This window comes from Candidatus Poriferisodalis sp. (assembly GCF_965204125.1).
In the GTDB taxonomy this organism is placed as follows: Bacteria; Actinomycetota; Acidimicrobiia; order Acidimicrobiales; family Poriferisodalaceae; genus Poriferisodalis.
In genome coordinates, this window is the sequence record NZ_OZ241968.1 from 2628822 (window position 1) to 2655477 (window position 26656).

Below are 26656 nucleotides of genomic sequence, written 5' to 3' on the forward strand. Positions count from 1 at the left end.
ACGCCTCGCCCTGGCGCAATCTTGACCTACCTCAGCGCAGGCTGACACATTGGATAGGCGATGCCCGCTGCCCTGGCCATGGAAGCCGAGGACTACTTGGGCTGGCTGTCCAATGAGCGAGGACGGTCAGCGCGCACCGTGGCGTCGTACCGGGCCGACCTCAGCGGGTTTGCGGCATGGCTCGAGGCGCGAGGCAGCGATCTGCTGGGTGCCAGCTCCGCTGACATAGCGGCCTACCTGGCGCACTTGCGCGACGATCTCGGGCGGGCAGCCTCCACGGCGGCCCGGGCCGCGGTCAGCCTGCGCGGCCTGTACCGGTTCTTGGTGGCCGAGGATTTGGCGTCGAGCGATCCTGCCGGCGCGCTCGACATGCCCCGCGCGCCTGCCGGGCTGCCCCGGGCGTTGCGGCGCGATCAGGTCGAGCAGCTCCTGGCATCTCCCGTGGGGGACAGCCCGCTGGTGCGGCGAGACCGGGCCATGCTCGAAGTGCTCTACGGCATGGGCCTGCGGGCCAGCGAGCTGACGGCGCTGTCGCTCGGCGACATCGACCTCGATGAGCGGCTCATGCGGGTGTGGGGCAAGGGCGGCAAGGAGCGCGTCGTGCCGGTGGGGCGTCACGCCGCCGATGCCGTGGGCGAATGGTTGAGCGGCGCCGGGCGGGGTGCGCTGGAGCCTGCTGCGTGGCGGTCGAGAGACGACGCCGCAGCGCTGTTCCTGAATGCCCGGGGCCGCCGAATCACCCGTCAGGGCGTCTGGCTGATCGTGCGCCGCCACGGCGACCGTGTCGGCCTCGGACCCGACCAGCTCACCACCCATGTGCTGCGCCATTCCTGCGCTACCCACATGCTCGACGGCGGTGCCGACATCCGCAGCGTGCAGGAACTGCTGGGTCACGCGTCGATCTCAAGCACCCAGCGCTACACCGCAGTCTCACAGGAACGGCTGACCGAGGTCTACCGCCAAGCCCACCCCCGCGCCCGCTACTGATCGCTCATTGCCGAAGCCGGCACATGACCAACGGAACGACGGGAACGCATCGCCGTTCCAGTTCGACTGCGGCGCCTAGGGGCTGCGGGCGGTGGCTGCGGCGTGTGTGGGATCGCGGCTGGGCGGGCTGGCGTTGCGGGGCTCGGGGGGTTGGAGGCGGGGTCGGCCATCGGGCGGGGTGTGGATCTTGCGGCCGCGGGTGTGGAGGTCTCTGTGGCAGGGCCCGCACATCGAGGCGAGGTTCGGAACTTCGGTGAGGCCGCCGTTCTCGAAGTAGTCGATGTGGTGGGCCTGGGTGTGCTCGGAGGTGAGCTTGCAGCCGATGCAGCCTCCATCGCGCACCGCAAGAACGAGGCGCTGGGCGTCGTTGGCGTTGCGTGTACGCCCCAATGCCAGTTCTGACCAGTCGGCGCTGAACATCGCCGGCAGCACCTTGGCGTCGACGGCGTGCTCCACGAGCATCTGCGCCGACAGGGGAGTGCCGTCGTCGAGGCGGGGGTTGGCGAGCCGATCGCTGGTGACGTCGTAGTCGGCAATGATGATCAGGTTGTTCTTGGCGTGGCGTGCCGAGGCGGTGCCGGCGACCAGCTCGCTGAGCGCATCGGCCAGCAGCTGGCGGCGCGTCGGCGTGGGGCTGTCGCTGCCGGTGTTGCTGTCGTGCCTGCCGTCGTCGGATGAACCCGACTGGCTGCCGTCGGCACTGCCGGCATCAAGCTCGGCGCGGCGGCGCAGCGACCGGAGTTGGGCTTCGAGCGCAGTGCTGAGCTCGCGCCCGGCGAGGAAGTCGAACTTGCCGTGCAGATGCCACATGCCGTCGTCGCCCATGCGCAGCGACGCCGAGCGTTCCTGACGCTGCAACGCCAGTTCGGCGTCGATGGGGCTCAGACTCTCAGCCGCGGCCTCGGCTGCGAGGTCGGCTTCGACCTGCTGGCTGCGGTAGGCGAGCGGGTGCCGGGCGATCGTGTCGGACGGATACACGCGGGCAAGCTCCAGGAAATCGTCTTCGCTGCGGCGGTGCTTCTTGGGCGCCTCGCGGGCAATCACCCTCGCATGTGACATGTGAATCTCGCCGGCCTGCATCGCCTCGAGCGTGCCAGTGAGGCCCTCCGAAACCAGGCTCTCGGCCAGGCGGGCCTCCGAGCGGGCCTGCGCGCAGTTCATGCGTGTCTGATCGCGCAGGATGTAGGCGGCGGACTGTGCACCGTTGCGCGACGCCAGCTCGCCTACCGCCGCCAGGTAGCGGCCCTCGATACGGGAGCGCTCGGCCGCCAACTCGACGACCAGCGCCTTGAGTTCGCCGCCGCTCAGCGCTCCCAGATCGACACTGCAGTCGGCCGTGCCGCCGCTGGCCCACACCGCCGCCTCATGGGGCCATGCCGACCCAGCAGCGGGCCACACCGACGTCACGTTGCCGTCGGCGTCGGGTGCATCTACGTAGCTTGGAGCGAGTTCTCGCACGACGTCGCCGAACATGAAGAAAACATACACTCGTATGCGATCAAATACAAACATTCGCGCGCTGAAATCCTGAGAAAATCTCCTGATATGTGCCGAGAACAGTCGAGATCGTCGACTTCGTGGCGGCCTCGCTACTGTCGCCCTCCGCAGGAACCGAACGCGGCTACTTGGGAAGGAAGCCCATCGCTTCTTTGGCGCGGGCCAAGGTGCCGCATGCCACGGCCTCGGCTTTGTCGGCGCCGGCGGCGATGATGCGGGCGAGTTCAGCGGGATCTGCGTCGAGCTCGGCCTTCTTCGCCGCGATGGGCACGAGCATCGCGATGACCGCGTCCGCTGTATCGGTTTTGAGAGCCCCGTACTGGCTGTAGCCCGCCGCAGAGTCCGCAGGGCTCCGGCCCGTTGCGGCACCCAGGATCGACAGCAGGTTCGACACGCCCGGCTTTGCGTCGGGGTCGTAACGCACCTCAGACTCGGAGTCGGTCACTGCGCGGGCGAACTTGCGTGCAATGTCGGCATGATCATCGAAGATGCCTATCGAGCCTTGGGGGCTCTCGGCCGACTTGGACATCTTCGACGTGGGGTTCTGCAGGTCCATGACGCGGGCGCCGACCGTGGGGATGGCAGCCTCCGGGATGACGAACGTGTCGCCGTAACGGGAGTTGAACCGTTGCGCCACATCACGTGTCAGCTCGAGGTGCTGGCGCTGGTCGTCGCCGACCGGCACTCGATCGGCGTCGTAGATCAAGATGTCGGCTGCCATCAGCGCGGGATATGTGAACAGGCCGGCCGAGACGTGGTCGCCGCCCATCTCGCCCCCCTCCGAACGTGCCGACTTGTCCTTGAACTGGGTCATGCGGCGCAGCTCGCCGAGCGACACCGTGCACTCCAGCAGCCAGGACAGCTCCGTGTGCTGGGGCACGTGGCTCTGCACGAACAGCGTGCAGACCTCGGGATCGAGGCCGACCGAGATCAGCGTGGCCATCGTGCCCAGGGTGGCCTCGCGCAGCTGGGCCGGATCCTGCCGGACAGTGACGGCATGCAGGTCGACGGCGCAGTAGAAGGCGTCGGCATCGTGCTGGTCGATCGCCCATTGGCGCAGCGCCCCGAGATAGTTGCCGAGGTGTACGTCGCCGGTGGGCTGGATGCCCGAGAGCACTCGTGTCATGGCGCCTGACGGTACCGGAACGGCATTCGTGACAGTCCTGCAAATATCCCGGGCCGCACGGGAATGTCGCGGTACCTTCGGGCCGCGTGGCCCACGAGGTTCGCACCGAGGCCTTCGCGGGCCCGCTCGACGTGCTGGTGAAGCTGGTCGTCTCCCAGGAGGTCGACATCTGGGATGTGTCGTTGACGCGCCTGGTCGACGACTTCGTCGCCGTCATGGCCGCGGTGGATGTCAGCCGCGCTGACGTCGACGGCAGGATCGACATGGACGCTGCCAGCGAATTCGCCTTGCTGGCAGCGACGTTGATCGAGCTGAAGTCCCGCCGGCTGCTGCCTGCCCCGCCGGTCGAATTGGATCTGGAGGAGGAGCTGGCGGCCTACGGACTGCGCGATGCCGCACTGGCACGGCTGGTCGAGGGGCGCACGTTCGGCGCAGCCGCAAGGCTGCTGCGCGAGCGCTGGGATGCCGCAGCGCTGCAATGGCCCCGTACAGCGGGTCCCCCCGAGCGCTTCCTGGTGTTCGCGCCCGACCTGCTCGCGGGAGCTTCTCGAGATGACCTCACGGCGGCGATGGAACGGGTGCTCGCGCCGCGGCCGGTGCCGCGGGTCGATATCAGCCACCTGAGGGCCGCCGGCATCACGGTGGACGAGGCGGCGGCGAAGATCGTCGAGCAGCTCGCATCGGCGGGCCCGGCATCGTTCCGCGAGCTCACCTGCGACATCACCGAGCGCATCGTGGTGGTCGTGTACTTCTTGGCGGTGCTCGAGCTGTTCGGATCGGGCCTGGTCGAGCTGACACAGGCTGAGCGCTTCGGCGACATCGGTGTGGAGTGGATCGGCGAGGGTGTCACCCTGCCGGCTGCGGCGGGCGGCTACGGGGAAGACGCTGCGTGAGCGGCACGCACCCGCCAGTCAGTTCTGCGCGCGGTCTGCGACTGGTCAGCGATGAGGGTCGTACTGTCGCTGCGCCGCACGACTCGCCTGTCGCATCCTCGACTCGCCCGCCGGCCCATCCGTCGATGCCCGCCGACAGTGGCGCAGTCAACGGCGCATCGGACGCGGCGAACGGCCTCGCTGACTTTGCAGCCGAAGCCGGCGCCGACGAGGCCGGGCTCGGCAGCTCGCGATCGGTCGATGACCATGAGCTGTATGCGGCCGTCGAGGCGGTGCTGCTGGTGGCGACCGAGCCGGTGCCGGTCGATCTGCTGGCTGCGGTCACCGGTGCACCCACGGCCACCGTCGGCACGATCTGCAACGAGCTCGCCCGGGAATATGCCAGGGCCGATCGGGGCTTCGCCCTCATGCAGGTAGCCGGCGGCTACCAGCTGCAGACCGCCGCAGCGGTCGCGGAATACGTGGAGCGTTTCGTCGGGACCCGCAGGTCGGCCCGCCTGTCTGCAGCGGCGATGGAAACCCTGGCGGTGGTGGCGTACAAGCAGCCGATCTCACGTGCGCAGATCAGCGCCATCCGGGGCGTCAACGCCGACGGCGTCGTCCGCACGCTTGCAGACCAGGGCTACATCGCTGAGGTCGCACGCGATCCGGGGCCGGGCAACGCCGCCCTGCTCGGCACGACGCCGACGTTCCTGGAGCGGCTGAGCCTCGACAGCCTCGACGACCTGCCGTCGTTGGCTGAGCTGCGTGTGGAGCCTGAAGCGGTCGAAGCCATGGACCGCCTCGCAGTGCCCCAGCACGGCTAGCCGATGTGACACCCGCAGGCGCGCCGGACCACGGCGACGCGGCGTCGCCCGACGGCCCGAAAGACAGCGCTGAGCGGCTGCACAAGATGATGGCCCGTGCGGGCGTTGCCAGCCGCCGCAGGTGCGAGGAGCTGATCGCCGCTGGACGTGTCACGGTCAACGGCACGGTCGCCCGGGTCGGGGATCGCGCCGGACCGGCAGATCGGATCGAGGTTGATGGTGCGGTCGTCACGTGGGACGCGGGGCTGGTCCACTACCTGGTGAACAAGCCGAGCGGCGTGCTCAGCGCGGCATCGGACGACCGGGGCCGGCGCTGCGTGACCGATCTGGCGCCTGCCGCAGTGCGCGTATACCCAGTCGGGCGGTTGGACGCCGACTCCGAAGGGCTGATCATCGTGACCAACGACGGCGAGCTGGCGCACCGGCTGACGCATCCGTCGTGGGGGATCCCCAAGGAGTATCTCGTCCATGTGGAAGGGGTGCCGGCACGCGGAGCACTGGCGCAACTGCGCGCTGGCGTCGAGCTGGAAGACGGGCCCACTAAGCCGGCCGTGGTGTCGATGCCTCAGCCGTCGGTGCTCCGCATCGTGATACACGAGGGTCGCAACCGCCAGATCAGGCGGATGTGCGACGCCGTGGGGCACCCGGTCGTACGGCTGGTGCGTACACGCATCGGGCCGCTCACCGATCCCGCGCTGCGCCCCGGCGAGCACCGCTTGCTCACCGCCGACGAAGTCCGTGAGCTGCACCGCGCCGCGAAGCGGCGCGGCGATTGACCCTGGCCGCGAAGCGGCGCGGCGATTGACCCCTGCCGCCACCGCAGCGGGCGCACCTACCGGTGCAGCGGTGCGCTGCGTCGTGGCCGGCGCGAGGTGCTGTTCGGCGTTCTCGATGTGTCACAGGCAGCGACCACAATGGGAGTGATGCGCGGACAACCGTTGGCATGACCGACGGGAGCCGTTGCCGGCACACAGGAGCACGCGGATGAGCCTCGCTGAGACGTACCGGCTGTCGGGCCGCTACACCGACGACAGCGGCACCACGTTCATGACCGGGCTGCAAGCCCTGGCTCGCCTGCCGATCGAACAGCTCCGGGCCGACCGGCGCGCCGGCCTGCGCACGGCGGCGTTCGTGTCGGGCTATCCGGGCTCACCTCTCGGCGGCTACGACGCCGCTGTCGAATCTGCCCGCAGCGCGACCGATCTGCCGATCGTGCATTCACCGGCCGTCAACGAGGACCAGGCCGCGACTGCCGTCATGGGCAGCCAGCTGGCCACTACCCGGCCCGATGCCACCTACGACGGCGTCGTCGGGCTGTGGTACGGCAAGGCTCCCGGCGTCGACCGCGCCACCGACGCGCTGCGCCATGCGGTCTTCGCAGGCACCGATCCTCGCGGCGGCGCAGTCGCCATTGCCGGCGACGACCCCGCAGCCAAGAGCTCCACGATCCCGTCGAGCTCGGCTGGGTCGATGGCCGACCTGCACATCCCGGTGCTCTATCCAGGCACACCCGCCGAAGCGCTCGATCTCGGTCGCCATGCCATCGCCATGTCCCGGACAACGGGGCTGTGGACAGGCCTCAAGATCGTGGCCGACGTGGCGGACGGCGCTGCGACAGTGCTGCTGGATCCCGACCGGTTCGACCCGATCATCCCGCTTGTCGACGGCGTACCGTACCGCCACCGGCCCGACGGCTACCTCCTCACGCCTCACACCGTCGACATCGAGCGCGAGATAGTCGAGATCCGCTACGAGCTCGCCATCGCGTACGCCGCAGCCAACCGCTTGAACGACGCCACGGTCGATCCGCCAGACGCCTGGATTGCGATCGTGGCGTCAGGCATCACCTACCGCGAGGTTCGCGAGGCACTGCGGCGGTTGGGCCTCGACAGCGATGAATCGGTCGCCGAGGCCGGCGTCCGGCTCGTGCGGATGGGCATGCCGATCCCGTTCAGCCCCGATCGGGCCCGGCACTTCGCCCGCGGGGTCACGGAGATCTTCGTGATCGAAGAGAAGAGTCCCAACATCGAGTCGTTGCTCAAGGACGCCCTCTACAACCAGTCGCACCATCCTCGCATCGTCGGCAAGACCGACGAGCACGACCGGACGCTGCTCGGTTCGTACGGAGCGCTGACCGCTGACGATCTCATCGAGCCGCTGCGTGGGCGGCTGGAAGCTCGCATCGGTGACCGGCTGGTGCAGCGCCAGCCAGAGCGCGTGCGCATCGAGCTGCCCCTGGCTTTGCCCCCCGAGCAGAGCCGCTCGCCGTACTTCTGCTCGGGCTGCCCGCACAACCGCTCCACCGAGGTGCCCGAGGGCGCCCTCGTGGGCGCCGGGATCGGCTGTCACACGATGGCGCTGTTCATGGATCCGGAGCGGGTCGGCGACATCGTGAGCTTGACGTGCATGGGCCAGGAGGGCACCCAGTGGATCGGCATGTCGCCCTTCGTCGAAACGCAGCACATCTTCCAAAACCTGGGCGACGGCACCTATTTCCACAGCGGCCAGCTGGCGATCGCCGGCGCGGTGGCCTCGGGCACCAACATCACCTACAAGCTGCTGTGGAACCGGGCTGTCGCCATGACGGGTGGGCAGGATCCCGCCGGGCAGCTGGAGGTGCCCGACGTGGCCGCCGGGCTGCTGGCGGGAGGCGTGGCCAAGGTGCTCATCACCACCGACGACCCGGCTGGCTACCGCGGCCGTGCGGTGCCTGCCGGTGTCGAGGTGTGGCATCGCGATCGCCTCACCGAGGCCCAGGAGCTGCTCGCCGGCATCGACGGCGTCACGGTGCTGATCCACGATCAGCAGTGCGCGGCCGAGGCGCGACGGGCCCGCAAGCGCGGCACACAGCCCACGCCGCCCAAGCGAGTGCTCATCAACGAGCGGATCTGTGAGGGCTGCGGCGATTGCGGCGCCAAGAGCAACTGCCTGTCGGTGCAGCCGGTCGACACGTTCTTCGGGCGCAAAACCCGCATTGATCAGACGTCGTGCAACCTCGACTACTCGTGCCTCGACGGCGACTGCCCGTCGTTCATGACGGTGACCGAGCCGGGGCCGTTCCGCACTGCGGTGCGCGAGATGCTGGCGCCGCTGCGGCGCAAGCGAGCAGCGAGCGGCGGCGATGGCTCCGGCGACGGCGCTCGACCCGAGCCGCCCGCTGAGCTACCCGATCCGGTGCCGCTCGTCGGTCCCGACGAGGTGTCGGTGCGCATGTGCGGGATCGGTGGCACCGGCGTGGTGACGGTCAACCAGGTGCTCGGCACGGCAGCAATGTTCGACGGCTTCGAGGTGCGAGGTCTCGACCAGATCGGGTTGTCGCAGAAGGCAGGCACGGTGGTGGGCGATCTGCGGCTGAAGCGGATCGGCGGGCCGGCCACGGCACGCCTCGGCAGCGGCCAGGCCGATGTGATCGTGGCCTTCGACCTGCTCGTAGCGGCATCGGCGGCAGGACTCGACGTCGCCGACCCGACCCGGACCATGGTCGTCGGGTCGACATCGCCGACGCCGACCGGCGCCATGGTCGCCGATCCGAGTATCGACATGCCCGCGACATCCGAGCTGCTCGAGCGGGTGGCTGCGGTCACTGTCGACGGCAAGCAGCACTGGGCCGATGTCGCTTCGCTGGTGACCGCACTCTGCGGCTCTGCGGTGACGGCGAATGTGTTCGTGGTGGGCATGGCCGTCCAGGCGGGCGCGCTGCCGATCACGCCGGCGAGCGTGGAGGCGGCCATCGAGCTGAACGGCGTTGCGGTCGCCCAGAACCTCGCGGCGTTCCGCTGGGGCCGGGCGATGATCTGCGATCCGGCGGCGGTGACCGCGGCCGCGGCGCGGCGCACGGCGAATGCGGCCGACCCCGATGCGAGCACTGCCACGGGCACCGGTCCTGACATCGCGATGCCCGAGCGGCTGGCGGCCCGTATCGACGAATTGACCGATGGGCTCGCGCTCAGGGAAACAGCGGGAGAACCCGACGAGCTGCGTACGGCGCTGCGCCGGTATGCAGCCGAGCTGTGCGCCTACCAGTCAGAGGATCTGGCAATGCAGTTCCTCCACGCAGTCGAACGCGTGGCGAGCGCAGACCGGGCAGCGGGAGACGGCTCCGGCCGGCTGACAGCCGTCGGGGCAGCAGGGCACTTCAAGCTGACGGCCTACAAGGACGAGTACGAGGTGGCCCGGCTCATGTCCGATCCGGAGGCGAATGCTGCGGCGCGGGACTTGGCTGCGTCGGTCGGCGGCACGGTGTCGTGGAGCCTGCACCCGCCGCTGCTGCGAGCCCTGGGGCGCACGGGCAAGATCCGGTTCTCGACAGCATGGCGGCCGGTATTCGCGCTGCTGGCGCGCGGCAAGCGCCTCCGGGGTCGATGGTGCGATCCGTTCGGCCGCACCGAGGTCCGCCGGACCGAGCAAGCGCTGCCTGGCGAGTACCGGGCGGCGCTCGAGACAGCGCTCGAAGCGCTGGAGCGCGATGCCGGCGCAGCGCGTTACGAACAGGCGGTCGCCATCGCCGGGCTGGCTGAGCTGGTCCGCGGCTACGAGGACGTCAAGATGGCCACGGTGGAGACGTTCCGCACGGAGCTGGCAGCCCACGTCGCCGAGCTGGCGCCGCCCGACTGAGCCGCCGGGGCCCAGCAGGCATCTCGCCGGCCCAAACCGGCGACGTTCAGAGCCATCGGTACCCTTCGTGGCGTGGCCTCGAGTCCTGCCGAGACAACGCAGTTGCCGTCGCCTGCCGGTGCAGCGGCGCCGCCGCGCGCCAACGAACCGGCGGGCCGCGCCCAGGTCGTGGGCACGGGCCTGATCGGCGGATCGGTCGCAGCGGCACTGCGCAAGTCGGGATGGCATGTGACGGGGCGCGACGCCGTCGGCGATCACGCGCAGCGGGCACTCGAGCTCGGCTGTCTCGATGCGGTCGGCACCGACCCCGAGGCAACGTTCTGCGTGGTGGCGGTGCCCGCAGCGATGCTGGCCGACCAGGTTGCGATCGCACTCGCCGACACCGCCGCTGCGGGCGCCGTGGTGACCGACACCGGCAGCGTCAAGACGCCGGTCGCCCAGGTGATCGCCGATGCACGCTTCGTGCCGGGCCATCCGATGGCCGGCTCCGAACAGGACGGCATCGAAGGCGCGAATCCCGACATGTTCGCCGGTGCAGTGTGGGCCCTGACGCCGAATGAAGCCACCGACGACAGCGCCCTGCGTGCCTGCCAGGCAGTGCTGGCAGGTTTCGGGTCTGACGTGGTGACGATGACGCCCGAACGGCACGACGCTCTCGTTGCGGTAGTGAGCCATGTGCCGCACCTCGCCGCCGCGTCGCTGATGTGCCTGGCCGACGATCGAGCCCTCGATGACGCACCGCTGCTGCGCCTGGCGGCAGGCGGTTTTCGGGACATGACCAGGATCGCCGCCGGACACCCGGGCATCTGGCTGGACATCTGTGGTGAGAACCGCGATGCCATCGTGAACGTGCTCGACGAGTTGTCCGAGCGTCTGACGCAGATGCGCGACGTAGTCGCCGGAGCCGACCGTGAGGGACTGCGCGCCGTGCTCACTCAGGCGCGGCGCGCCCGCACCAACCTGCCGTCGCGCTATGTGCGGCCACAGGAGCTGCTGGAAGTGCGGGTACCGATCCCGGACCGCAAGGGCCAGATCGCAGCCATCACCATGCTCGCAGCGGACTGCGACGTGAACGTGGCCGACATTGAGGTGGCCCACTCGACTGAGGGGGCCGAGGGTGTGCTCGTGCTCGTGGTGGCGCGAACCGAGGCGCAGCGCTTTCTCGCGGCTCTGGCCGGGCAGGGGTATCACCCCACCACGCGCGATCTGGCATGAGCGCAGGGCGGGTCATCGGGGTCATCGACCCTTTCACCAATGGCGCATCGGGCACGGCGCTGCTGCCGGGTTCCAAGAGCATCACGAACAGGGCCGTGCTGTGTGCGGCCCTGGCCACCGGGCGCAGCACGCTCGACGGGGTCCTGTTCGCGGACGACACCGAGGCCATGATCGAAGCGGTCACTGCCCTCGGAGCGGTAGTGCGGGTGAATCGCGGCAAGCGTCGGCTCATCATCGATGGCATCGGCGGACGGCGCTCGGTATCGCATGACGCGCCAGGCGAGCCGGTCATGGTGCACGCGCGCTCGTCGGGAACGACAGCCCGCTTCATCCTGCCCGTGGTCGCCGCCCTCGGCGGCCGCTGGCTGCTCGACGGCGATCCCCAGCTGCGCACGCGCCCGCTGGACGATCTGCTGGCGGCACAGCGCTCGCTGGGCGTCAAGGTGCGCGAACTCGGCGAGCACGGCTGCCTGCCGATTGACGTGTCATCGCAGGCCGTCGACGATGCGAGCGCTGTTCTGCGTCACATACGGATCCGGGCCGACGCTTCCAGCCAGTACGCGAGCGGCCTGCTGCTCGCCGGCCCTCTGCGCGGCGGCATTCATGTGGAGATCGATTCCGATTTCGACGCCGTCAGCCGGCCCTACATCGACATGACGGTCGCGGTCATGGAGGCCTTCGGCGCGAACGTGACCGTCCCGAGTGCCGATCGCTTCGTGGTGACCGAAGGCCGCTACCGGGCCGCCGACTATGTGATCGAGCCCGATGCGTCTGCCGCGAGCTATGTCTGGGCCGCTGCTGCCCTGTGCGGCGGCAAGGTGCGTGTCGAAGGGCTCGGCAGCCACAGCATCCAAGGCGACGTGCGATTCGCTGAGGTCCTCGGCGAGATGGGGGCAGATGTCACCGTCAGCGACGATGCCATCGCCGTCGGTGCGCCGCCGAGCGGAATGCTCCTCGGAGGCTCGTTCGACTTGCGCGACTTCTCCGACACCGCTCAGACGCTGGCTGCGGTGGCAGCGTTCGCGGAGGGCACCACCTCCATCGGCGGCATCGGATTCATCCGCCGCAAGGAGACCGACCGCATCGGCAACACGGCCACCGAGCTCGTCAAGCGCGGCGTCGATGCCGTGGCCGAGCACGACGGCATTACCGTCCGAGCGAACCCCTTCGGGCTCCGGGCGGGCTTGGTCGACTGCCACGGCGACCATCGGATGGCGATGGCGATGTCCCTGATGGGTTTGCGCGTGGCCGGGATCGACATCGACGATCCCGATTGCGTCGCCAAGACCTTCCCCGACTTCTTCGATGCGATCGAGGCGCTCCGCGGCTCGCCTGAACCAGTCTCGGAGCAACGGGTGACGGTGATCGCGATCGACGGTCCCGCCGCCTCCGGCAAGTCCAGCGTGGCCCGCGCAGTGGCCGGCGAGCTCGAGATGGACTATCTCGACACCGGCGCTATGTACAGGGCGGTGGCGTGGGCGGCGCTGCAAGCAGGCGTCGATCTCGGCGACCTCGCGGCGGTAGCGAGCATTGCCCGCAATGCCGATATCCAGATTTCGAGCGTGAGCAACGCCCAGCAGGTGATGGTCGACGGCGCCGATGCCACGGCGGCGATCCGCAGTGCAGAGGTGGATCGCAGCGTCAGCGTGGCAGCGGCCAACCCGCAGGTGCGTTGGGTGCTGACCCGACGCCAGCGCGACTGGGCGAACCTCGTCGGCGGGGGGGTGATGGAGGGCCGCGACATCGGCAGCGTGGTGTTTCCTGATGCTGTTCTCAAAGTGTTCCTCACGGCGACACCTGCCGAGCGGGCCCGTCGTCGTCTCGCCCAGCAGGCTGACTCCACCGGCAGCGCAGGAGATGCGAGCAATGATGAGGCGGCGATCGCAGCGCTGGCCGCGGAGTTGAGCGAGCGGGATCGGTTCGACTCGGGCCGGGCCGACTCGCCGCTGCAGGTGGCACCCCGCGCGGTCATTGTCGACACCAGCGAGCTGTCGCAGGATGAGGCTGTCGAGATCATCACCGCGCTGTATCGCCGTGCGGCTGGGCTCCAGGTCCCGATCCGTCCCAGCTCGGTCCAAGGCCGATGAGCGGATCGGGCCGGCCCGAGACCGATCTGCGCGACAGGCCGCTGAACATGGCCGTCTACAAGATCATGAAGTACGCAATCTGGGGCGTCTTCCGGGCGTGGAACCGGATCTCCGTTGATGGGCTGACGAACCTGCCCGACGGCCCGTGCGTGTGGGTGCCCAACCATCGCAGCTACATCGACACGCCGATCCACGCCGCGATTCCTGCGCGGATGCGGGTGATGGGCAAGGACTCGATGTGGAAGTACCGCTTTCCGGGCTGGCTGTTCACGACGATCGGCTGCTTCCCGGTGAACCGTGACGCGCCGGATCGGGCAGCGCTGAGGACTGCGCTAAATGCGCTGACCGACGGCGACGACCCGGTCGTGATGTTCGGCGAGGGCGAGCGCAAGGACGGGCCGCGGGTGCTGCCGCTCATGGACGGACCGGTGTACCTGGCGGCGAGGGCGCAGGTGCCGATCGTGCCCGTCGGGATCGGCGGGACTGCCGCAGCCATGCCCCGCGGCGCCAAGTTCATGTATCCCCGGCGCATCAAGTTCATCATCGGCGAGCCGATGGACCCGCCGCCGCTGGGACCGAGTGGCCGGGCATCACGACGAGCGATACGCGAGCTCACCGAGGATCTGCGCGAGCGCATCCAGGCGCTCTACGACCAAGCCCAAGCCGACGTCGGCACCCCCAACCTGCGCTGATTTGGCCACGGCCTGGGTCTGGTGCCGCAAGACATCAGCCGGGTTCGCCGGCGCCGCTGATGGAACAGGTGCTCGGCGCCGTCAGAGTTCTGCTGCGTCGGCACCGAGTCTGTGCATGTCAGAGGCGTCAGTGGTGAGGACTCTGACGCCGAGCTGGTCGGCGAGCACGGCGAGGCTGGCATCGACGACGTCGCTCGTACCAGTGCGCGCACAACGCTGGCCGATCACACGAGGGTCCCCGAACGGGTACACATCCATTGCCTTGACCAACATCGCCAAAGGCACCTGCCTCGCAGGCTCCCTCCATGCTTGGGCCAGAGCAGCATCGTTCGTTGCCGGGATCGCTCCTTCGGCCTGCATCTGGCGTACGAGCGCCAGGACGACTCGTCGCTTCGATGGGTTCTCGAGCGCGATGAACACGCCGGCATCGAGGATCACCGATTCGACCAGATCTCCTCAGCACGGGCTGCCTCCGCCTCGGTCGGCTCGCCCCACTCGGCGATCGCCCACTCGACGAAGTCGTTCATAGCGTCGAGTTGAGCGTCCCTTGTCGCCAGCAGTCGAAGCCCTTCTTCGACAGCCTCGCGTTCGGTGCGACGCCGAGCCGCAGTCGACCTCAGGTCGCGCAGTGCCTCTGGCCCCAGGAACATGGCTTTCCGCCGTGGCTTGTCAAGAGCAATCTCAGGGGCAATTTCAGGCATACAACAAGCATACATGAGGCACTGCCTCCAATGGCCCTCATATTGTGTTGGCCGCTGTTGCAGCAGTTCGGACGATGGCAGACTCGGGACGATGCTCGATTGGCATGATGGCACTCTGGAGCGCGCTGGCTGGGTATGTGCCTACCGCAGGCTGGGTGCATCGCTGCGCTCGATGTCCCCAGATCAGCCTGTGTCATACAGGAGATGCTGGATCGCGGTTAGCGAACCCATTGCTGACCACTGGCTCCTCCCGAGGGTTGACGCAGCGCTGGACGTCTTCGAGAAGATGTTGCAGCGAGGCTCGGCTCCGCCAGTGCATCCAGATGCGGAGCGGCTGATCTTGGAGCGTGCCGGACTGCGCGAGTTCATCGAGGAGAGCGCATTCGAGGGCGACGCTGCCGTCCGTTTGCCAGATTGGAATGGGGGCAGGCCCATCGACGGTGCCGAATGTACGGGAACGCGTAATCTGCCGACGGCGCGGCCGTCGAGCTATGAGAGTCTGGCGCTCGACTCGAACGCTGAGCGGCAATTCTTGAGTTGGGCCGAGGAGACCCATCCGGGCTCGTCGCGGTGGATGATCCCTCAGGCTTCATTCGAACAGGTGCTCAAGGTCGGCCACCACCTCAAGAATGGCAAGGCGATCAAGGGCGCGAAGCCGCCAAAAGTGCTCGGCGGTGCGGACGGTTTTGGCATGAGGCGTGTCGACTTCCTATTCGCTCCGCCCGGCGGGGGTGTGCCCATGGTGTTCGAGGTCGATGGACCTCTGCATGAGGTTCCGAAGCACAAGGCTGTGGATGACGCGCGTGACAAGGCATTGAAGAACGCGGGTATCACTACGTACCGAGTCCCGACCAGCGAACTTGACCTGGGGAGCGGTGAGCACTTGAAGACGGCCGCGGCACTTCTGGGCGCTGTGGATCATTCGCCGAATCCCAATGATCCAAGATGGGGCGCGATTCAGCTTCAGCGCTTCTTTCTGGCAATTTCGACCGCTATCCGCGCGGGCGCGCTTCAAGGCGACCGTTGGACAATTGGGGTCGAAGACCCGACGGGTGTCGCGCTGGCTGCGTGCGAGCCGTACTTCCGGTTGCTCAGCGCGGTGTTCGATCTCTGGGGTGCAGCGAGTTTCCTGCCCGCCGAGGTCGTACTCGTTGACGGCGACGAGGCGATGTGCCTGTGGGGGTTGAAAGAGAGAGCAATGTCGTGCGCCCTGCGGGCGGATGCAGCCTCCGCCGCGGATGTTGTCATCAGGTTGCAAATGCACCTCACGCCGGTCGCTGATTTGCCCGAACCGCGATGCTGTCCATGTGTCGTCGTGCGTTCGACAGCGCTGCCGTGCGAGGTCGCCGATCAAGGAGCACACCTGCGACAGGCGTTGCAAGCACGTCAGCCCCCGGACGGCGGGATGGCGGCGGTGGCGAAACGGAACGACAAGCCCGTTCGCCGCCTGCCTGACGGTGGAATTGCCACGCGTGATGCCCTCCGAGAAGTGTTGTTGGCGATCTTCGCCAAGACCGACTTCCGCGAGGGGCAAGCAGAAGCCATTCAGCTGCTCCTTGCTGGCAAGGACTGCGGTGTGCTGCTGCCGACCGGCGCTGGCAAGAGCATCGTGTACCAGCTCGCCGGCATGTGTTCGCCGGGCTGCACGCTGGTGATCAGCCCGCTTGTGGCGCTCATCGATGATCAAGAGCGAGGTCTCAGGTCGCACGGTTGTGACCGTGTTCTCGGAATCACGAGTCACAAGATCAAGAAGGCCGGCAAGGAGATTCATGAGCAGTTGGCGAATGCCGATGCTGATTTCGTCTTTGTGGCACCTGAACGGCTACAGATCAAGCAGTTCCGCGCGGCATTGGACTCGCTGTCCCAGAGAGCAGCGATTACACACGTAGTGATCGACGAAGCACACTGTGTTTCGGAATGGGGCCACGATTTCCGACCTTGCTACCTCAATATCCGTCGCATCGTGCGGCGACGTTGTCAAGACGGCTTGGGCTTCGGGCCTGCACTTGCAGCACTTACTGGCACTGCATCGAGACCAGTCCTATCCGACATGCTGCAACAGTTAGAGATTCCTGAAATGGAGGAACACATCGTTCGACCTGCGACGTTTGATCGTAGAGAGCTGAGATACTCGGTTGTGAAGGCACCGGTGTCTGAGGTGCCGTCGCGCTTGGGCGATGTTCTGCGAGAGATTCCCGGTCTGCTCGGCGCCGAGGTACAAGGCTTCTATGACGTTCAGGAAGACCGAACCAACTCGGGCATCGTGTTCACGCGTACCGTTGACGGGCAGCATGGTGTACTTGAGGCGCGTGAGGTCGTCAACGAGGAAGGTATATCGACGACTATATTCGCGGGCAGGAAACCGAAGAAGCTAGGTATCGGTAATTGGGAGGTTGAGAAACGGGCAAACGCTACCAAGTTCCTGCACAATCAGGCAAACGCTATGGTTTCAACGCTCGCGTTTGGGATGGGGATTGACAAACCCAATATTCGTTGGGTCATGCATTATGGACTGCCTAACTCACTTGAGGCGTACTACCAAGAGGCCGGTAGAGCAGGACGTGATCGCCGAGAGGCCGCATGCGTCCTCATCTTGGGTGAGAGTGACCGCAAGAGGAATCAGGATCTCCTGAGTCCAGTCTTGGATCTTGAGGCGCTGCGGCAAAGTCACGGGAATGTACCGAACAAAGTCCGCGATTTTGTCACAACAGCTCTGTATCTTCATCTCAGTAATTTTCCGGGCGTCAAGGCAGAAACGGAGACGCTCGGTGAGGTGGTACAAGAGCTATTTGGGCATGTCCCTCTTGTTTCACCGCGGCCGATTTCACTTGCTCCGAAGGCGATGAAATTCGAGGCTCAGATGAAGCCTGACGACTTCAAGAAGGCCAAAGACGGCGAACAGCGTCGACGAGAGCAGGCCCTGTGTCGGTTGGCTCGGCTAGGTGCGGTCGTCGACTACCGACTCGATTACAACAACCAGCAGTTCGATGTTTCCCTTGCGGACGGCGGCGATGCCTTGAGGGAGGACCTGCTGGCTCGGTTACCAGAGCTACTGACGGAACTCGAAGGCATCGAGCGCCCGATGCCTGCGGGCTTGCTGAAACCCCTGTCACTTACCAAAGTCATCTGCGGCTGTGGATCTCAGTACATCGAAACGCTCTACCGCACGATGGAGGCATCGCGGCGACGGTCGCTGAGAGAGATGTACCTTGCTGCATCGGAAACCGATGGGGAGGTGTTTCGGCAGCGCATTTTGGACTACTTGAATGAGGGCCACATCCTCAACCAGATGGAGGATTTGCGCCGGGATCAGCTCACCAGTGTCGAGGGCTTCCGCTTGGCACCGTGGTCAGAAGCTCTCGATCTCATGCATGACGCCGTTGATGCGACCGTCCTACGCAACGCCCGTGAGATGCAAGCCGCCACGGCGCGGCTGCTGGAGTCGTATCCGCAGCATCCGGGATTGCTGCTGTGTCGTGGGGTGGCCGGAGTGCTGACATCGCTCGTCGGCCGGGCGACGGAGACCCGTCCAGCCGACGAGATCGATGATCTGCGAGCTGCGCTGCTCAGCGCACAAGGGCAGTACGGCTGCGATACCGGCGACATCGAACGAAGCTTCGAGCACGCTGTCCATGTCATCGCGGATTACCGTGCATCGACGGCTGGTTCTGTGCTCGATTTGCTTGACGATGAAGGACTGCTGGCAGAGTCGCTGTTGGACTGGGTTCGGAGACGAGCGCTCGATGGCGGCGCTGCTGACGCCGGACTGCATAACTGGTACTTGCGGTACCTCCTTCGGCAGGGCGTTCAGTTCGCAGACGAGGCCATCGGCAGACTGGAACCTGAAGCGGCGGCCGACGAAGGAGGCGGGGACGCCAGAGACGATGACCAGGAGCACGCTGATGACAGATGAGCCAGACGGCAGCGATCCGCGTGATGGGACGGACGGCTCTTCGCCCGAGATCGAACGCTTGCGTGACTCCATCCGCAGTGCGGAGGCCGCTCGCGACGAGTTGCACGCCATTCGACAGCGAGTTGTGAGATTGTGCGAGCTTCAAGATCAGCAGGAGATTGCCAGAGACTCGCTGCATGCAGCAGCGACTGCACACGAGGGGCTGGTCAGCGACTTGCGCAACGGAGCACAGCAGGTCCTGTCGGCGATGCGCCGGAGCGAAGAACTGCTGAGCAATGCGATGCACGAGACATTGCAGGATCGCCTCGAAGAAGTACACGATTTCGTTCGTGGTCAAGCCGAGCGCGCGCAGGAAGCGTTGGCGGCTGAACAACGGCGATCATCCGAACTCGAGGCACGCGTGACGCAGCTTCAGCAAGATCTCGCTGCCCGGCAGCTCGATCTCGCTACTGAGCGCAGTCAGCACCAAGAAGTGCTCGCCAGGCATCAGAGCTTGCGTGAGGTGGTCAACAAGATTCCGCCCAAGACCATCGCCAAGCTGAGAAAGCTGGGGGCCGATCTGCTCGCTTGAGATGCTGCATTGACATCCTCGTGTGTCGTGCCTCAGCGGTAGGCGTCTTTGCGTGGCGTGATGGCGGTGACTCGGATCACGTCGTCGGAGACTCGGTAGATGATGCGATGGCTCCTGCCGAGGCGGGCCGAGCGAAAGCCGCGCAGGTTGCCTTGCAGCTTCTTGCCGAGCGCCGGGTTGTGGTCGAGGCGCCGGATGATCTCCATTGCCCTCTGGCGCTGCGACTCAGGCAGCCCTCTGAGCGATTTGGCTGCACTGCGCGACAGTTCGGGCACAGCCCTGATCTTGTGCCGCTAGATCTCGTCGAGTCGAATGAATTCGCCGGCGGCGAACTCGGCCTCGCCTTGCGCAATGGCCGCCATCGTGTCGTCGTCGCTCAAGATGTTGAGGGTCTCCACGAGCGATTCGTACTCGTCGCTCGACACGATGACTGCCACCGGCCGGCCGTGCTTGGTGATGACGCACTGTGTGCCGGTGCGATCGATCTCGTCGACGATCTCGCTGAGGTTGCTGCGGACATCGGTCAACGGTGCGGTCGATGGGATGGGTTCGAGCCGCGATGACATGGCGAGAGCGTACAGTATTCCGTACAGAATATTCTGCGGCTTGTCAGACTGCGGTGGCGGCGAGTGTGGCCAGCACGTCGCTCGCGGCGGTGGATCGATCCGTCGCGCGGACTCGTGCGGCTGCGGGCACGGCAAGGCTGGCATGAACCGCGGTCTCCATGGCGTCGAGCAGGTCGCGCAGCTCGCGAGGCGGGGGGAAGTACTCGTCCTCGTCGGTGATCGTCACCTCGGTGGTGCCCCCAGCAGGCGCCAGGCGTGCGATCACTGCTTCGACGAGCTCCTCCGGCGCGGATGCCCCCGCGGTGACTCCCACCGTGCCGGACAGATCGTCGGGCAGCTCAGCGGCGGCGTTCACACGCAGCACGCGACCGCAGCCAGAGTCCGAGGCCACCTTGGCCAACGCCATGGTGTTCGACGAGTTCGCCGAGCCGATGACGACCACGGCGTCGCAACCGGCGGCGATCTCCGCCAGCGCGCCCTGACGGTTCGTTGTGGCGAAGCACAGATCCGAGCGACCTGGCATCCACACGTCGCCGAAGCGGTCCTTCGCCGCCGCCGCGACGTCGGACCAGTCGCGGTGGCTCAGCGTGGTCTGCGCCAGCACGGCCACGGGCGCATCGAAGTCGTCGAGGCCTGCCACGTCGGCGGGTTCGGACACCAGCGAGATCGACTCGGGCGCCACCGCCATGGTGCCGACTGCCTCGTCATGACCCTCGTGGCCCACGTAGACCACTCGGAAGCCCTTGCCCGCACGCACGCGAACCTCGTGGTGCACCTTGGTGACGAGCGGGCAGACGGCATCCACCACGTAGCCGCCGCGCTGGCGGGCCTCGGCGACGACCTCGGGCGCCGAGCCGTGCGCGGACAGCATGAGCGGCCGGCCCGCCGGCACCTCGGCGACATCGTCGACGAACACCACGCCGAGTCGCTCGAAGCGATCTACCACGAGGCGGTTGTGGACGATCTCGTGGTAGCAGTACACCGGCGGCGGGAACGATCTGACGAGCCAGGCGAGTGCCTTGATGGCCATCTCGACGCCGGCGCAGAAGCCGCGAGGCGCCGCCAGCAGCACCCGGTCCACAGCCACGGCTGTGACGCTACCGACGGGGTGAGAGGTTCCTATCCTGAACCCATGTCCCGGCCGGTTGTGGTGGCGGTGGAGCCCGGCTCGGCGGCCGAGATCGCCGGGCTGGCCCTCGGCGACGAGGTGGTGTCGATCTCCGGCGTCACACCGACCGACGTGATCGCCTGGCAGCTGCTGCTCGACGACGCCGATCCCACGCTGACGGTGGTGCGCGACGGGCACGAGATCGTCATGGACGTACCGAAGGACGCCGGCGTCCCGCTCGGCGCCGAGGTGCATGCCGCGATCTTCGACCGGGTGCAGACCTGCGACAACCACTGCGAGTTCTGCTTCATCTACCAGCTGCCGCCGGGGCTGCGCCGGAGCCTCTACCTCAAGGACGACGACTACCGGCTGTCGTTCCTGTACGGCAACTTCACCACGCTCACCCGCTTCACCGAGCTGGACCTGGAGCGAGTGCTGGACGAGCGCTTGTCACCGCTGTACGTGTCGATCCACGCCACCGATCCCGTGGTGCGGGCCCGGATGCTCCGAAATCCGCGTGGCGCGACAAGCCTGCGATGGCTGAGCGCGTTGCTCGATGGGGGCATCGAGGTTCACGGGCAGGTGGTGGTGTGCCCGGGAGTGAACGACGGGCAGGTGCTGGCGGACACGCTGGCAGGCGTGCTCGACCGCTACCCGTCGCTGGCGACGCTCGCGGTGGTGCCGCTCGGGGTCAGCTCCCATCAGCGGGAGCCGGCCATGCGCCCCCATTCCGTCACGGAAGCTGCGGCTGTCGTGGACCTGTGCGAGGAGTGGCAGCAGTGCTGCCTGGACGTGCTCGGTCGACGTCTGGTGTTCGTCGCCGACGAGTACTACCTGCTCGCAGGCCGACCCTTTCCCGCTGCCGAGACCTACGGCGACTTCCCGATGCACGAGGACGGCATCGGCATGGCGAGGGCGTTCGAGCGAGAGTTCTGCGCAGCCGGCGAGCGCTCGCCCGACGGCGGCATCAGGCAGCGTGCGCCGGCTGCGGGATTCTTCTCGTGGGTGGACGGGGCGCCGGCAGAGGGCTACCGCGCCGTGCGGGCACCCGGACATGGCGCCAACCGCAGCGGCGAGATCGACTTCGACGGTCTGTCGTTGTCATCGCCGACGGTGCCGGTGACGCTCTCGCCGACGCCCCGCCGGCGAGTCGGCAACGGCGAGGCCGCCACGCAGCCCATCGGGATCTTGACGGGCACCTACGGCGCTGCCGTGCTGGCGCCGCTGGTGAGTCAGTGGCACGCCGAGGCAATGCCCGGGCAGGACAGCAAGGACACTGGGGTGGCCGAGGCGCGGGTGATCGAAGTGCCCAACCGGTTCTTCGGCGGCAACATCGGCGTCACCGGCCTGCTCGCTGGCGTCGACATCGCCGCCGTGCTGGTTGCCGAGCCGGCGTCGCACCGCTACCTGCTGCCCGACGTGTGCCTGTCGGGCGGGAAGTTCCTCGACGGCATGACACCCGCCGAGCTGCCTCGGCCCGTCGAGATCGTGCCGACCAACGGCAGCGCCCTGCGGGAACTGCTCGACGCGGCGGGTGTTTTGCCATGAGTGGCGGTCTGCCCGTTGTCGGCATCGTGGGTCGGCCCAACGTCGGCAAGTCCACGCTGTTCAACCGGTTGGTCGGCCGCCGCGAGGCCGTGGTGGCGCCCGAGCCCGGCGTGACGCGTGACCGCAAGGCAGCCGAGGCCGCTTGGCGCGGGCACCCCTTCGTCGTGGTGGACACCGGCGGGTGGTCGCCAGACGGCGACACGCTCGACGGCAAGGTGTCCGAGCAGAGCGAGCGGGCCATGGCCGACGCTGATGTGCTGCTGCTGGTAGTGGACGTGACTGTGGGCATCACCGAGCCCGATGCTCGTATCGCCGCCATGCTGCGGCGCAGCGGCCGGCCGACACTGGTGGTTGCCAACAAGGCCGACAGCGGGGCCCGTGACGACGGTCGGTGGGAGTTCAACCGTCTGGGCCTCGGCGAAGCCTGGGCCGTGTCTGCCCTGCACGGCCGCAACGTCGGCGATCTGCTGGATCAGGTGCAGGACCTGCTCGGCGAGGCGGAGCCGCCCGTCGGTAGCGGCGACAGCGCCAGCAGCCCCGACGCAGTCGCGGACTCTGCAGAGGAGGCAACTGCGGACCGTGACGAGCCCATGAGCGACAGTGATGACGAGAACGAGGCCCTCGTCGATGGCGAAGCCGCAGTGCCTGCAGTGGCGATCGTGGGCAGGCCCAACGTCGGCAAATCCACGCTGTTCAACCGGCTCATCGGCGACGAACGGTCGGTCGTCCATGACCGGCCCGGCACGACCCGCGACACCATCGACACCCTCGTGGAGACCGAGGCCGGCCCGCTGCGGTTCGTGGACACCGCCGGCATGCGCCGCAAGGCTCGGGTCGACGCCGACACCGAGTACTACGCCAACTTGCGGGCGCTGCGGGCTATCGACGCCTGCGACGTGTCGCTGCTGGTCATCGACGCCACCGAAGGAGTGACGGCGCAGGACCAGCGCCTGGCCGAGCGCATCGACGCGGCTGGCTGCCCGATCGTGGTGCTGCTCAACAAGTGGGAGACGCTGGATGCCGAGCATCGTGAACGCGTCCTGGGGGAGCTGGCGCGCCGCCTGCACTTCGTCGGCGAATCACCCGTGTTGCGCATCAGCGCGCTGACGGGTCGGGGCGTACATCGGCTGGTGCCCGCAGTCTCCGCCGCCATGGAGGCGTACGAATCGAGGGCGCCGACCGCCAAGGTGAACGAGATCGTCCAGCTCGCGCAGTCCGCACAGCCGGCGCCCGGCGGAGCACGGGTGCTGTACGCCACCCAAGCCGCAACACAGCCGCCGACGTTCACGCTGTTCGCCAACCGGGAGCTCCCGGCCACCTATCTGCGCTACCTCGAGCGCCGCTTGCGCGAAGAATTGGGCCTCGCCCGCACGCCCCTCAAACTGCGAGTGCGCCGACGATGAGGCCGCTGTCGCGGCGCGGCGCCGACCCGACCGCCCAGCGGCAGAACCGCCGCCCGCTTCCCGACGCAGCCGGCCACGGCGGCGGGCGGCGCAGCAGCGAAGGCGACCGGCCCCAGCAGGGGCGTACGGGGGCGCCGTGGCACTTCTGGCTCGTCGTGGTGATGGCAACCGTGTACTTGGGCTGGCGTGCGGTCGAAGGAGTCGTGTGGCTGATCCAGTGGTTCGCGGGTGTGATCGGCTGAACCTTCCATTCAACCCAGCCGGTATCGTGCCTGCGGAACGGGCTGTGGCGCAGTCTGGTTAGCGCACTGGTCTGGGGGACCAGGGGTCGGAGGTTCAAATCCTCTCAGCCCGACCACAGCGGGGTTTGTCATGGCAAAGGGTGTGCCAGCGGTTGCTCCGGGCGGCAGGGTGTCACGGCGGCTCGCCACAGGAGTCTTCGCATTTGAAGGCGACGACTCCGATGCGGATCTCCGTCAGCAGTTCGGCGTGGCCACGCTCCTGCAGACCGTCCGCGAGCTCAGTGGCCTGAAGTTCATCCGACGCGACATCGGCACCGCGCCCGAGCTCTTCTACTACGTTCGCAAATGGACCCAGCAGCGCTACCGCGACTATCAGATCGGGCACTTCGGATTTCACGGCAAACCTGGAGAACTCTGGCTGAGCGGCTCCACCAAGGTGACCCTGGAGGAGCTCGCCGACGTGCTCGACGGACGGGCCGGCGGACGGATCATCTATTTCAGCTCGTGCGAGATCATGCGCACCGACGACGCGGCCTTGCGGCAATTCCAGGAGCGGTCCGGAGCTGCCGCGGTGATCGGCTTCCTCGAGCGGGTCGGCGGCAGCTTGGAGCTCCCGGCATTCGAGCTTCTGCTGCTGCAGGCGCTGAACGACGACACGAGGATGGACGCAGTGGAGGACCGCATCCGCCGCCAGCATCCCTATCTGTGCGAATTGCTCGGCCTCAAGATCATTGACTGATCGGCGGTGTTCCCGAGGGGCAGCAGGGAGCAACACACGGCTGGCGAGCGCGGTGCAATGATGTGCCTGACAGAGCGAAGGGGAGCGCCGATGAGCGAGACGGCAACTGAACATCGCAAGCCCGAGATTTCGGTCGTACAGGAGCTAGGGCGGGTCACCGTCCGGGTGGACGGCGTGGTCGTGGCCGATTCCACCTCGGCCCTGGTGCTGACCGAAGGACGGCTCCCGCCGCGCCACTACCTGCCGGTTTCAGACGTGAAGATGGAGTTGCTGCACCCGACTGTGTTGTCCACTCATTGACCGTGGAAGGGCGATGCCAGCTACTGGTCAGTAGCAGTCAACGGTCAGAGCTACGACGACGTCGTGTGGTCCTACCCCGATCCGATCCCCGAGATGGCGGAGATCGCCGGTCTGATGAGCTTCTACGCCGAGCGTGACGAGGTAGATCAGACCGTCAACTAAGCGGCGGAGCCGATCAGCCGAGGGTTGCGGCGAGCTCCAGCGCCTCGTCCCACGTCGGGTGGTTGGCCAGCAGGCGGCGGAATCGCACGAATGGCCTGATCGCGTCGAGCGCCATCACCCCGCTCAGGCGGCCGTTGTGCCGGTAACCGGCCAAGAACGAGCGACCTGAGTCTGGGTCATCTTCAGCCGAGCCGACGAGCACCTCAACATCGTCGTCGGCGTCGGGATGTCCGGCAATCTGGATGCGGGCGTCGTACTGGTCGGACCACACGAAGGGAACCGAGTTGTACGGCTGAGCTTCGGCAGGCGCGACCAGGTTGCGTCCCACAGCCATGCCATGCTCGACTGCCGCCGTCCAGTGCTCGACCCGGACCGGCTCGGAAATCCCCAGCGGCACCAGCCAGCCATTGCCGGCGCGCGCAACATCGCCCACGGCGTAGACGCCTTCCGGTCCGCAGCAGAGCGTCTCATCGCACACCACGCCGTTGTCGATCTGCAGTCCCGAGCCTTCCAGCCACGCCGTGTTGGGCACGACCCCGATGCCGACGACCACGAGATCGGCGGGGACGCGACTGCCGTCTGCCATGGCAACCGCTTCGACACGGTCGGCCCCCAGTACGCCGTCGACGCCGATGCCCAGCCGCAGCTCCACGCCGTTCTGGCCGTGCAGCGCACCGACCCGCGTGCCCATCTCAGCGCCCAGCCCGCGCACCAACGGCGCGCTGGCTGCCTCGATCACGGTGACCTCGCAGCCCCGGGCCTTGGCCGAGGCCGCTACCTCCGAACCGATGAACCCGCCGCCCACGACGGCGACTCGTGCGCCAGCTATGAGACCTTCCCGGATGGCCTGCGCGTCGTCGACGGTCCGCAGCGTGTGGACGCCCCTGATGCCCTCGGTGCCCGGCAGCGACCGAGCCGCCGCGCCGGTCGCGATGACGAGGCCGTCGAATGGCACGGTCTCGGCGCTGCCGCCTGCCGCTGGGGCGACAGCGACTGTTCGAGCCGCCACGTCGAGCCCCACCGCGTGGGTGCTCAGCATGACCTCCACATCGAGGTCGTCGTAGGCGCCCTCTGGGTCGAGGGCCAGCGAGCTGGGATCTTGATCGCCGGTGAGGAACTCCTTGGAAAGGGGAGGTCGGTCGTAGGGGAGATGGGGTTCGGCACCGATGAGCGTCAACGGCCCGTCATGGCCTGCAGAGCGCACGCTGTGCGCTGCGCGCGCACCCGCCAGCGAGGCACCGACGATGACTATGCGTTTCGAGGATTTCGACACGCGAGCAGTGTGTCATCTCCGCGGGAAGGGATGACCGGTGGGCAGTGCCGACGCGGGCAGACCGCGCGGCGGTGCGACGCCAGCGGCCTCGTACTGCGCCAGTTGGCAGGGGATCGGGCCAAGGCGCGCAGCAGCTATCCGGGCGCGCTATAACTGTTCCTCACACCTGTGTAACTACGACAGTGTGATTTGAGCAGTTGCCGTCGCTCTCCA

At 67.3% G+C, this 26656-nt stretch carries 22 protein-coding genes, 1 tRNA gene and 1 pseudogene; 16 read left to right on the forward strand and 8 right to left on the reverse strand.

Annotated elements, in window-relative coordinates; all coding sequences use genetic code 11:
* Positions 1–60: 60 nt before the first annotated feature.
* On the forward strand, positions 61–987 hold the full coding sequence (locus ACOGXD_RS12205) for a tyrosine recombinase (RefSeq protein WP_419915314.1): 927 nt from the start codon (positions 61–63) through the stop codon (positions 985–987).
* A 75-nt stretch (positions 988–1062) separates the two neighbouring features.
* On the opposite strand, the gene ACOGXD_RS12210 is transcribed toward ACOGXD_RS12205, so the two are convergent.
* Together ACOGXD_RS12210 and trpS are read right to left on the reverse strand one after the other, a co-directional pair.
* The gene (locus ACOGXD_RS12210; protein WP_419915315.1) at positions 1063–2460 is read right to left on the reverse strand and encodes an HNH endonuclease; all 1398 of its coding nucleotides are present in this window, start codon (positions 2458–2460) and stop codon (positions 1063–1065) included.
* A gap of 148 nt (positions 2461–2608) precedes the next feature.
* Positions 2609–3610: a tryptophan--tRNA ligase gene (gene trpS / locus ACOGXD_RS12215; protein ID WP_419915316.1), complete on the reverse strand. Its 1002-nt coding sequence runs from the start codon at positions 3608–3610 to the stop codon at positions 2609–2611.
* Between the two features lie 86 nt (positions 3611–3696).
* Between trpS and ACOGXD_RS12220 the strand changes: the two genes are divergently transcribed.
* The 7 genes from ACOGXD_RS12220 (at position 3697) to ACOGXD_RS12250 (ending at position 13917) form a co-directional block, all read left to right on the forward strand.
* Positions 3697–4503, forward strand: a complete 807-nt coding sequence (locus ACOGXD_RS12220) for a segregation and condensation protein A (RefSeq protein WP_419915317.1) — start codon at positions 3697–3699, stop codon at positions 4501–4503.
* A 125-nt stretch (positions 4504–4628) separates the two neighbouring features.
* The gene (scpB, locus tag ACOGXD_RS12225; protein ID WP_419915318.1) at positions 4629–5309 is read left to right on the forward strand and encodes an SMC-Scp complex subunit ScpB; all 681 of its coding nucleotides are present in this window, start codon (positions 4629–4631) and stop codon (positions 5307–5309) included.
* A 5-nt stretch (positions 5310–5314) separates the two neighbouring features.
* The gene (locus tag ACOGXD_RS12230; protein ID WP_419915319.1) at positions 5315–6085 is read left to right on the forward strand and encodes a pseudouridine synthase; all 771 of its coding nucleotides are present in this window, start codon (positions 5315–5317) and stop codon (positions 6083–6085) included.
* A gap of 208 nt (positions 6086–6293) precedes the next feature.
* A complete protein-coding gene (locus ACOGXD_RS12235; protein WP_419915320.1) occupies positions 6294–9923 on the forward strand; it encodes an indolepyruvate ferredoxin oxidoreductase family protein in 3630 nt (1209 codons plus the stop codon).
* A 72-nt stretch (positions 9924–9995) separates the two neighbouring features.
* Positions 9996–11138, forward strand: a complete 1143-nt coding sequence (locus tag ACOGXD_RS12240) for a prephenate dehydrogenase/arogenate dehydrogenase family protein (RefSeq protein WP_419856119.1) — start codon at positions 9996–9998, stop codon at positions 11136–11138.
* Positions 11135–13225: a 3-phosphoshikimate 1-carboxyvinyltransferase gene (gene aroA / locus ACOGXD_RS12245; protein ID WP_419915321.1), complete on the forward strand. Its 2091-nt coding sequence runs from the start codon at positions 11135–11137 to the stop codon at positions 13223–13225. Before ACOGXD_RS12240 ends, aroA begins: the two co-directional genes overlap by 4 nt.
* On the forward strand, positions 13222–13917 hold the full coding sequence (locus tag ACOGXD_RS12250) for a lysophospholipid acyltransferase family protein (RefSeq protein ID WP_419915322.1): 696 nt from the start codon (positions 13222–13224) through the stop codon (positions 13915–13917). The genes aroA and ACOGXD_RS12250 overlap by 4 nt, the downstream gene beginning before the upstream one ends.
* A gap of 81 nt (positions 13918–13998) precedes the next feature.
* Here ACOGXD_RS12250 and ACOGXD_RS12255 read toward each other — a convergent pair whose 3' ends face one another.
* Positions 13999–14355: a hypothetical protein gene (locus tag ACOGXD_RS12255; protein ID WP_419915323.1), complete on the reverse strand. Its 357-nt coding sequence runs from the start codon at positions 14353–14355 to the stop codon at positions 13999–14001.
* The gene (locus tag ACOGXD_RS12260) at positions 14352–14618 is read right to left on the reverse strand and encodes a hypothetical protein (protein ID WP_419915324.1); all 267 of its coding nucleotides are present in this window, start codon (positions 14616–14618) and stop codon (positions 14352–14354) included. The genes ACOGXD_RS12255 and ACOGXD_RS12260 overlap by 4 nt, the downstream gene beginning before the upstream one ends.
* 91 nt (positions 14619–14709) lie before the next feature.
* On the opposite strand from ACOGXD_RS12260, the gene ACOGXD_RS12265 reads away from it, so the two are divergent.
* Both ACOGXD_RS12265 and ACOGXD_RS12270 read left to right on the forward strand, forming a co-directional pair.
* On the forward strand, positions 14710–18531 hold the full coding sequence (locus tag ACOGXD_RS12265; RefSeq protein WP_419915325.1) for a RecQ family ATP-dependent DNA helicase: 3822 nt from the start codon (positions 14710–14712) through the stop codon (positions 18529–18531).
* Positions 18521–19102 carry a hypothetical protein gene (locus ACOGXD_RS12270; RefSeq protein ID WP_419915326.1) on the forward strand — a complete coding sequence of 194 codons (582 nt, stop codon included), beginning with the start codon at positions 18521–18523 and terminating at the stop codon, positions 19100–19102. Before ACOGXD_RS12265 ends, ACOGXD_RS12270 begins: the two co-directional genes overlap by 11 nt.
* Positions 19103–19134: 32 nt before the next feature.
* Here the strand turns inward: ACOGXD_RS12270 and ACOGXD_RS12275 are convergent, their stop codons facing one another.
* The 3 genes from ACOGXD_RS12275 to ispH form a co-directional block, all read right to left on the reverse strand.
* Entirely contained in the window at positions 19135–19308 is a 174-nt protein-coding gene (locus ACOGXD_RS12275; RefSeq protein WP_419915327.1) for a type II toxin-antitoxin system RelE family toxin, read from the reverse strand.
* An 87-nt stretch (positions 19309–19395) separates the two neighbouring features.
* Positions 19396–19668, reverse strand: coding sequence for a type II toxin-antitoxin system Phd/YefM family antitoxin (locus ACOGXD_RS12280; RefSeq protein ID WP_419915328.1), 273 nt, complete (start codon positions 19666–19668; stop codon positions 19396–19398).
* Between the two features lie 43 nt (positions 19669–19711).
* Positions 19712–20755 carry a 4-hydroxy-3-methylbut-2-enyl diphosphate reductase gene (gene ispH / locus ACOGXD_RS12285; RefSeq protein WP_419915329.1) on the reverse strand — a complete coding sequence of 348 codons (1044 nt, stop codon included), beginning with the start codon at positions 20753–20755 and terminating at the stop codon, positions 19712–19714.
* A gap of 45 nt (positions 20756–20800) precedes the next feature.
* Between ispH and ACOGXD_RS12290 the strand changes: the two genes are divergently transcribed.
* The 6 genes and pseudogenes from ACOGXD_RS12290 (at position 20801) to ACOGXD_RS12315 (ending at position 25170) form a co-directional block, all read left to right on the forward strand.
* Complete coding sequence (locus tag ACOGXD_RS12290; protein WP_419915330.1) at positions 20801–22324, forward strand: DUF512 domain-containing protein; 1524 nt, start codon at positions 20801–20803, stop codon at positions 22322–22324.
* A complete protein-coding gene (der, locus tag ACOGXD_RS12295; protein WP_419915331.1) occupies positions 22321–23727 on the forward strand; it encodes a ribosome biogenesis GTPase Der in 1407 nt (468 codons plus the stop codon). Before ACOGXD_RS12290 ends, der begins: the two co-directional genes overlap by 4 nt.
* On the forward strand, positions 23724–23969 hold the full coding sequence (locus ACOGXD_RS12300) for a hypothetical protein (protein WP_419915332.1): 246 nt from the start codon (positions 23724–23726) through the stop codon (positions 23967–23969). Before der ends, ACOGXD_RS12300 begins: the two co-directional genes overlap by 4 nt.
* 38 nt (positions 23970–24007) lie before the next feature.
* A tRNA-Pro gene (locus ACOGXD_RS12305) sits at positions 24008–24085 on the forward strand.
* Positions 24086–24099: 14 nt separating this feature from the next.
* The gene (locus ACOGXD_RS12310) at positions 24100–24708 is read left to right on the forward strand and encodes a DUF6642 family protein (RefSeq protein ID WP_419856128.1); all 609 of its coding nucleotides are present in this window, start codon (positions 24100–24102) and stop codon (positions 24706–24708) included.
* A gap of 90 nt (positions 24709–24798) precedes the next feature.
* Positions 24799–25170 (forward strand): annotated as a pseudogene (locus tag ACOGXD_RS12315) (DUF427 domain-containing protein).
* 13 nt (positions 25171–25183) lie between these two features.
* On the opposite strand, the gene ACOGXD_RS12320 reads toward ACOGXD_RS12315, so the two are convergent.
* Positions 25184–26443, reverse strand: a complete 1260-nt coding sequence (locus ACOGXD_RS12320; protein ID WP_419915333.1) for an NAD(P)/FAD-dependent oxidoreductase — start codon at positions 26441–26443, stop codon at positions 25184–25186.
* Positions 26444–26656 lie beyond the last annotated feature (213 nt).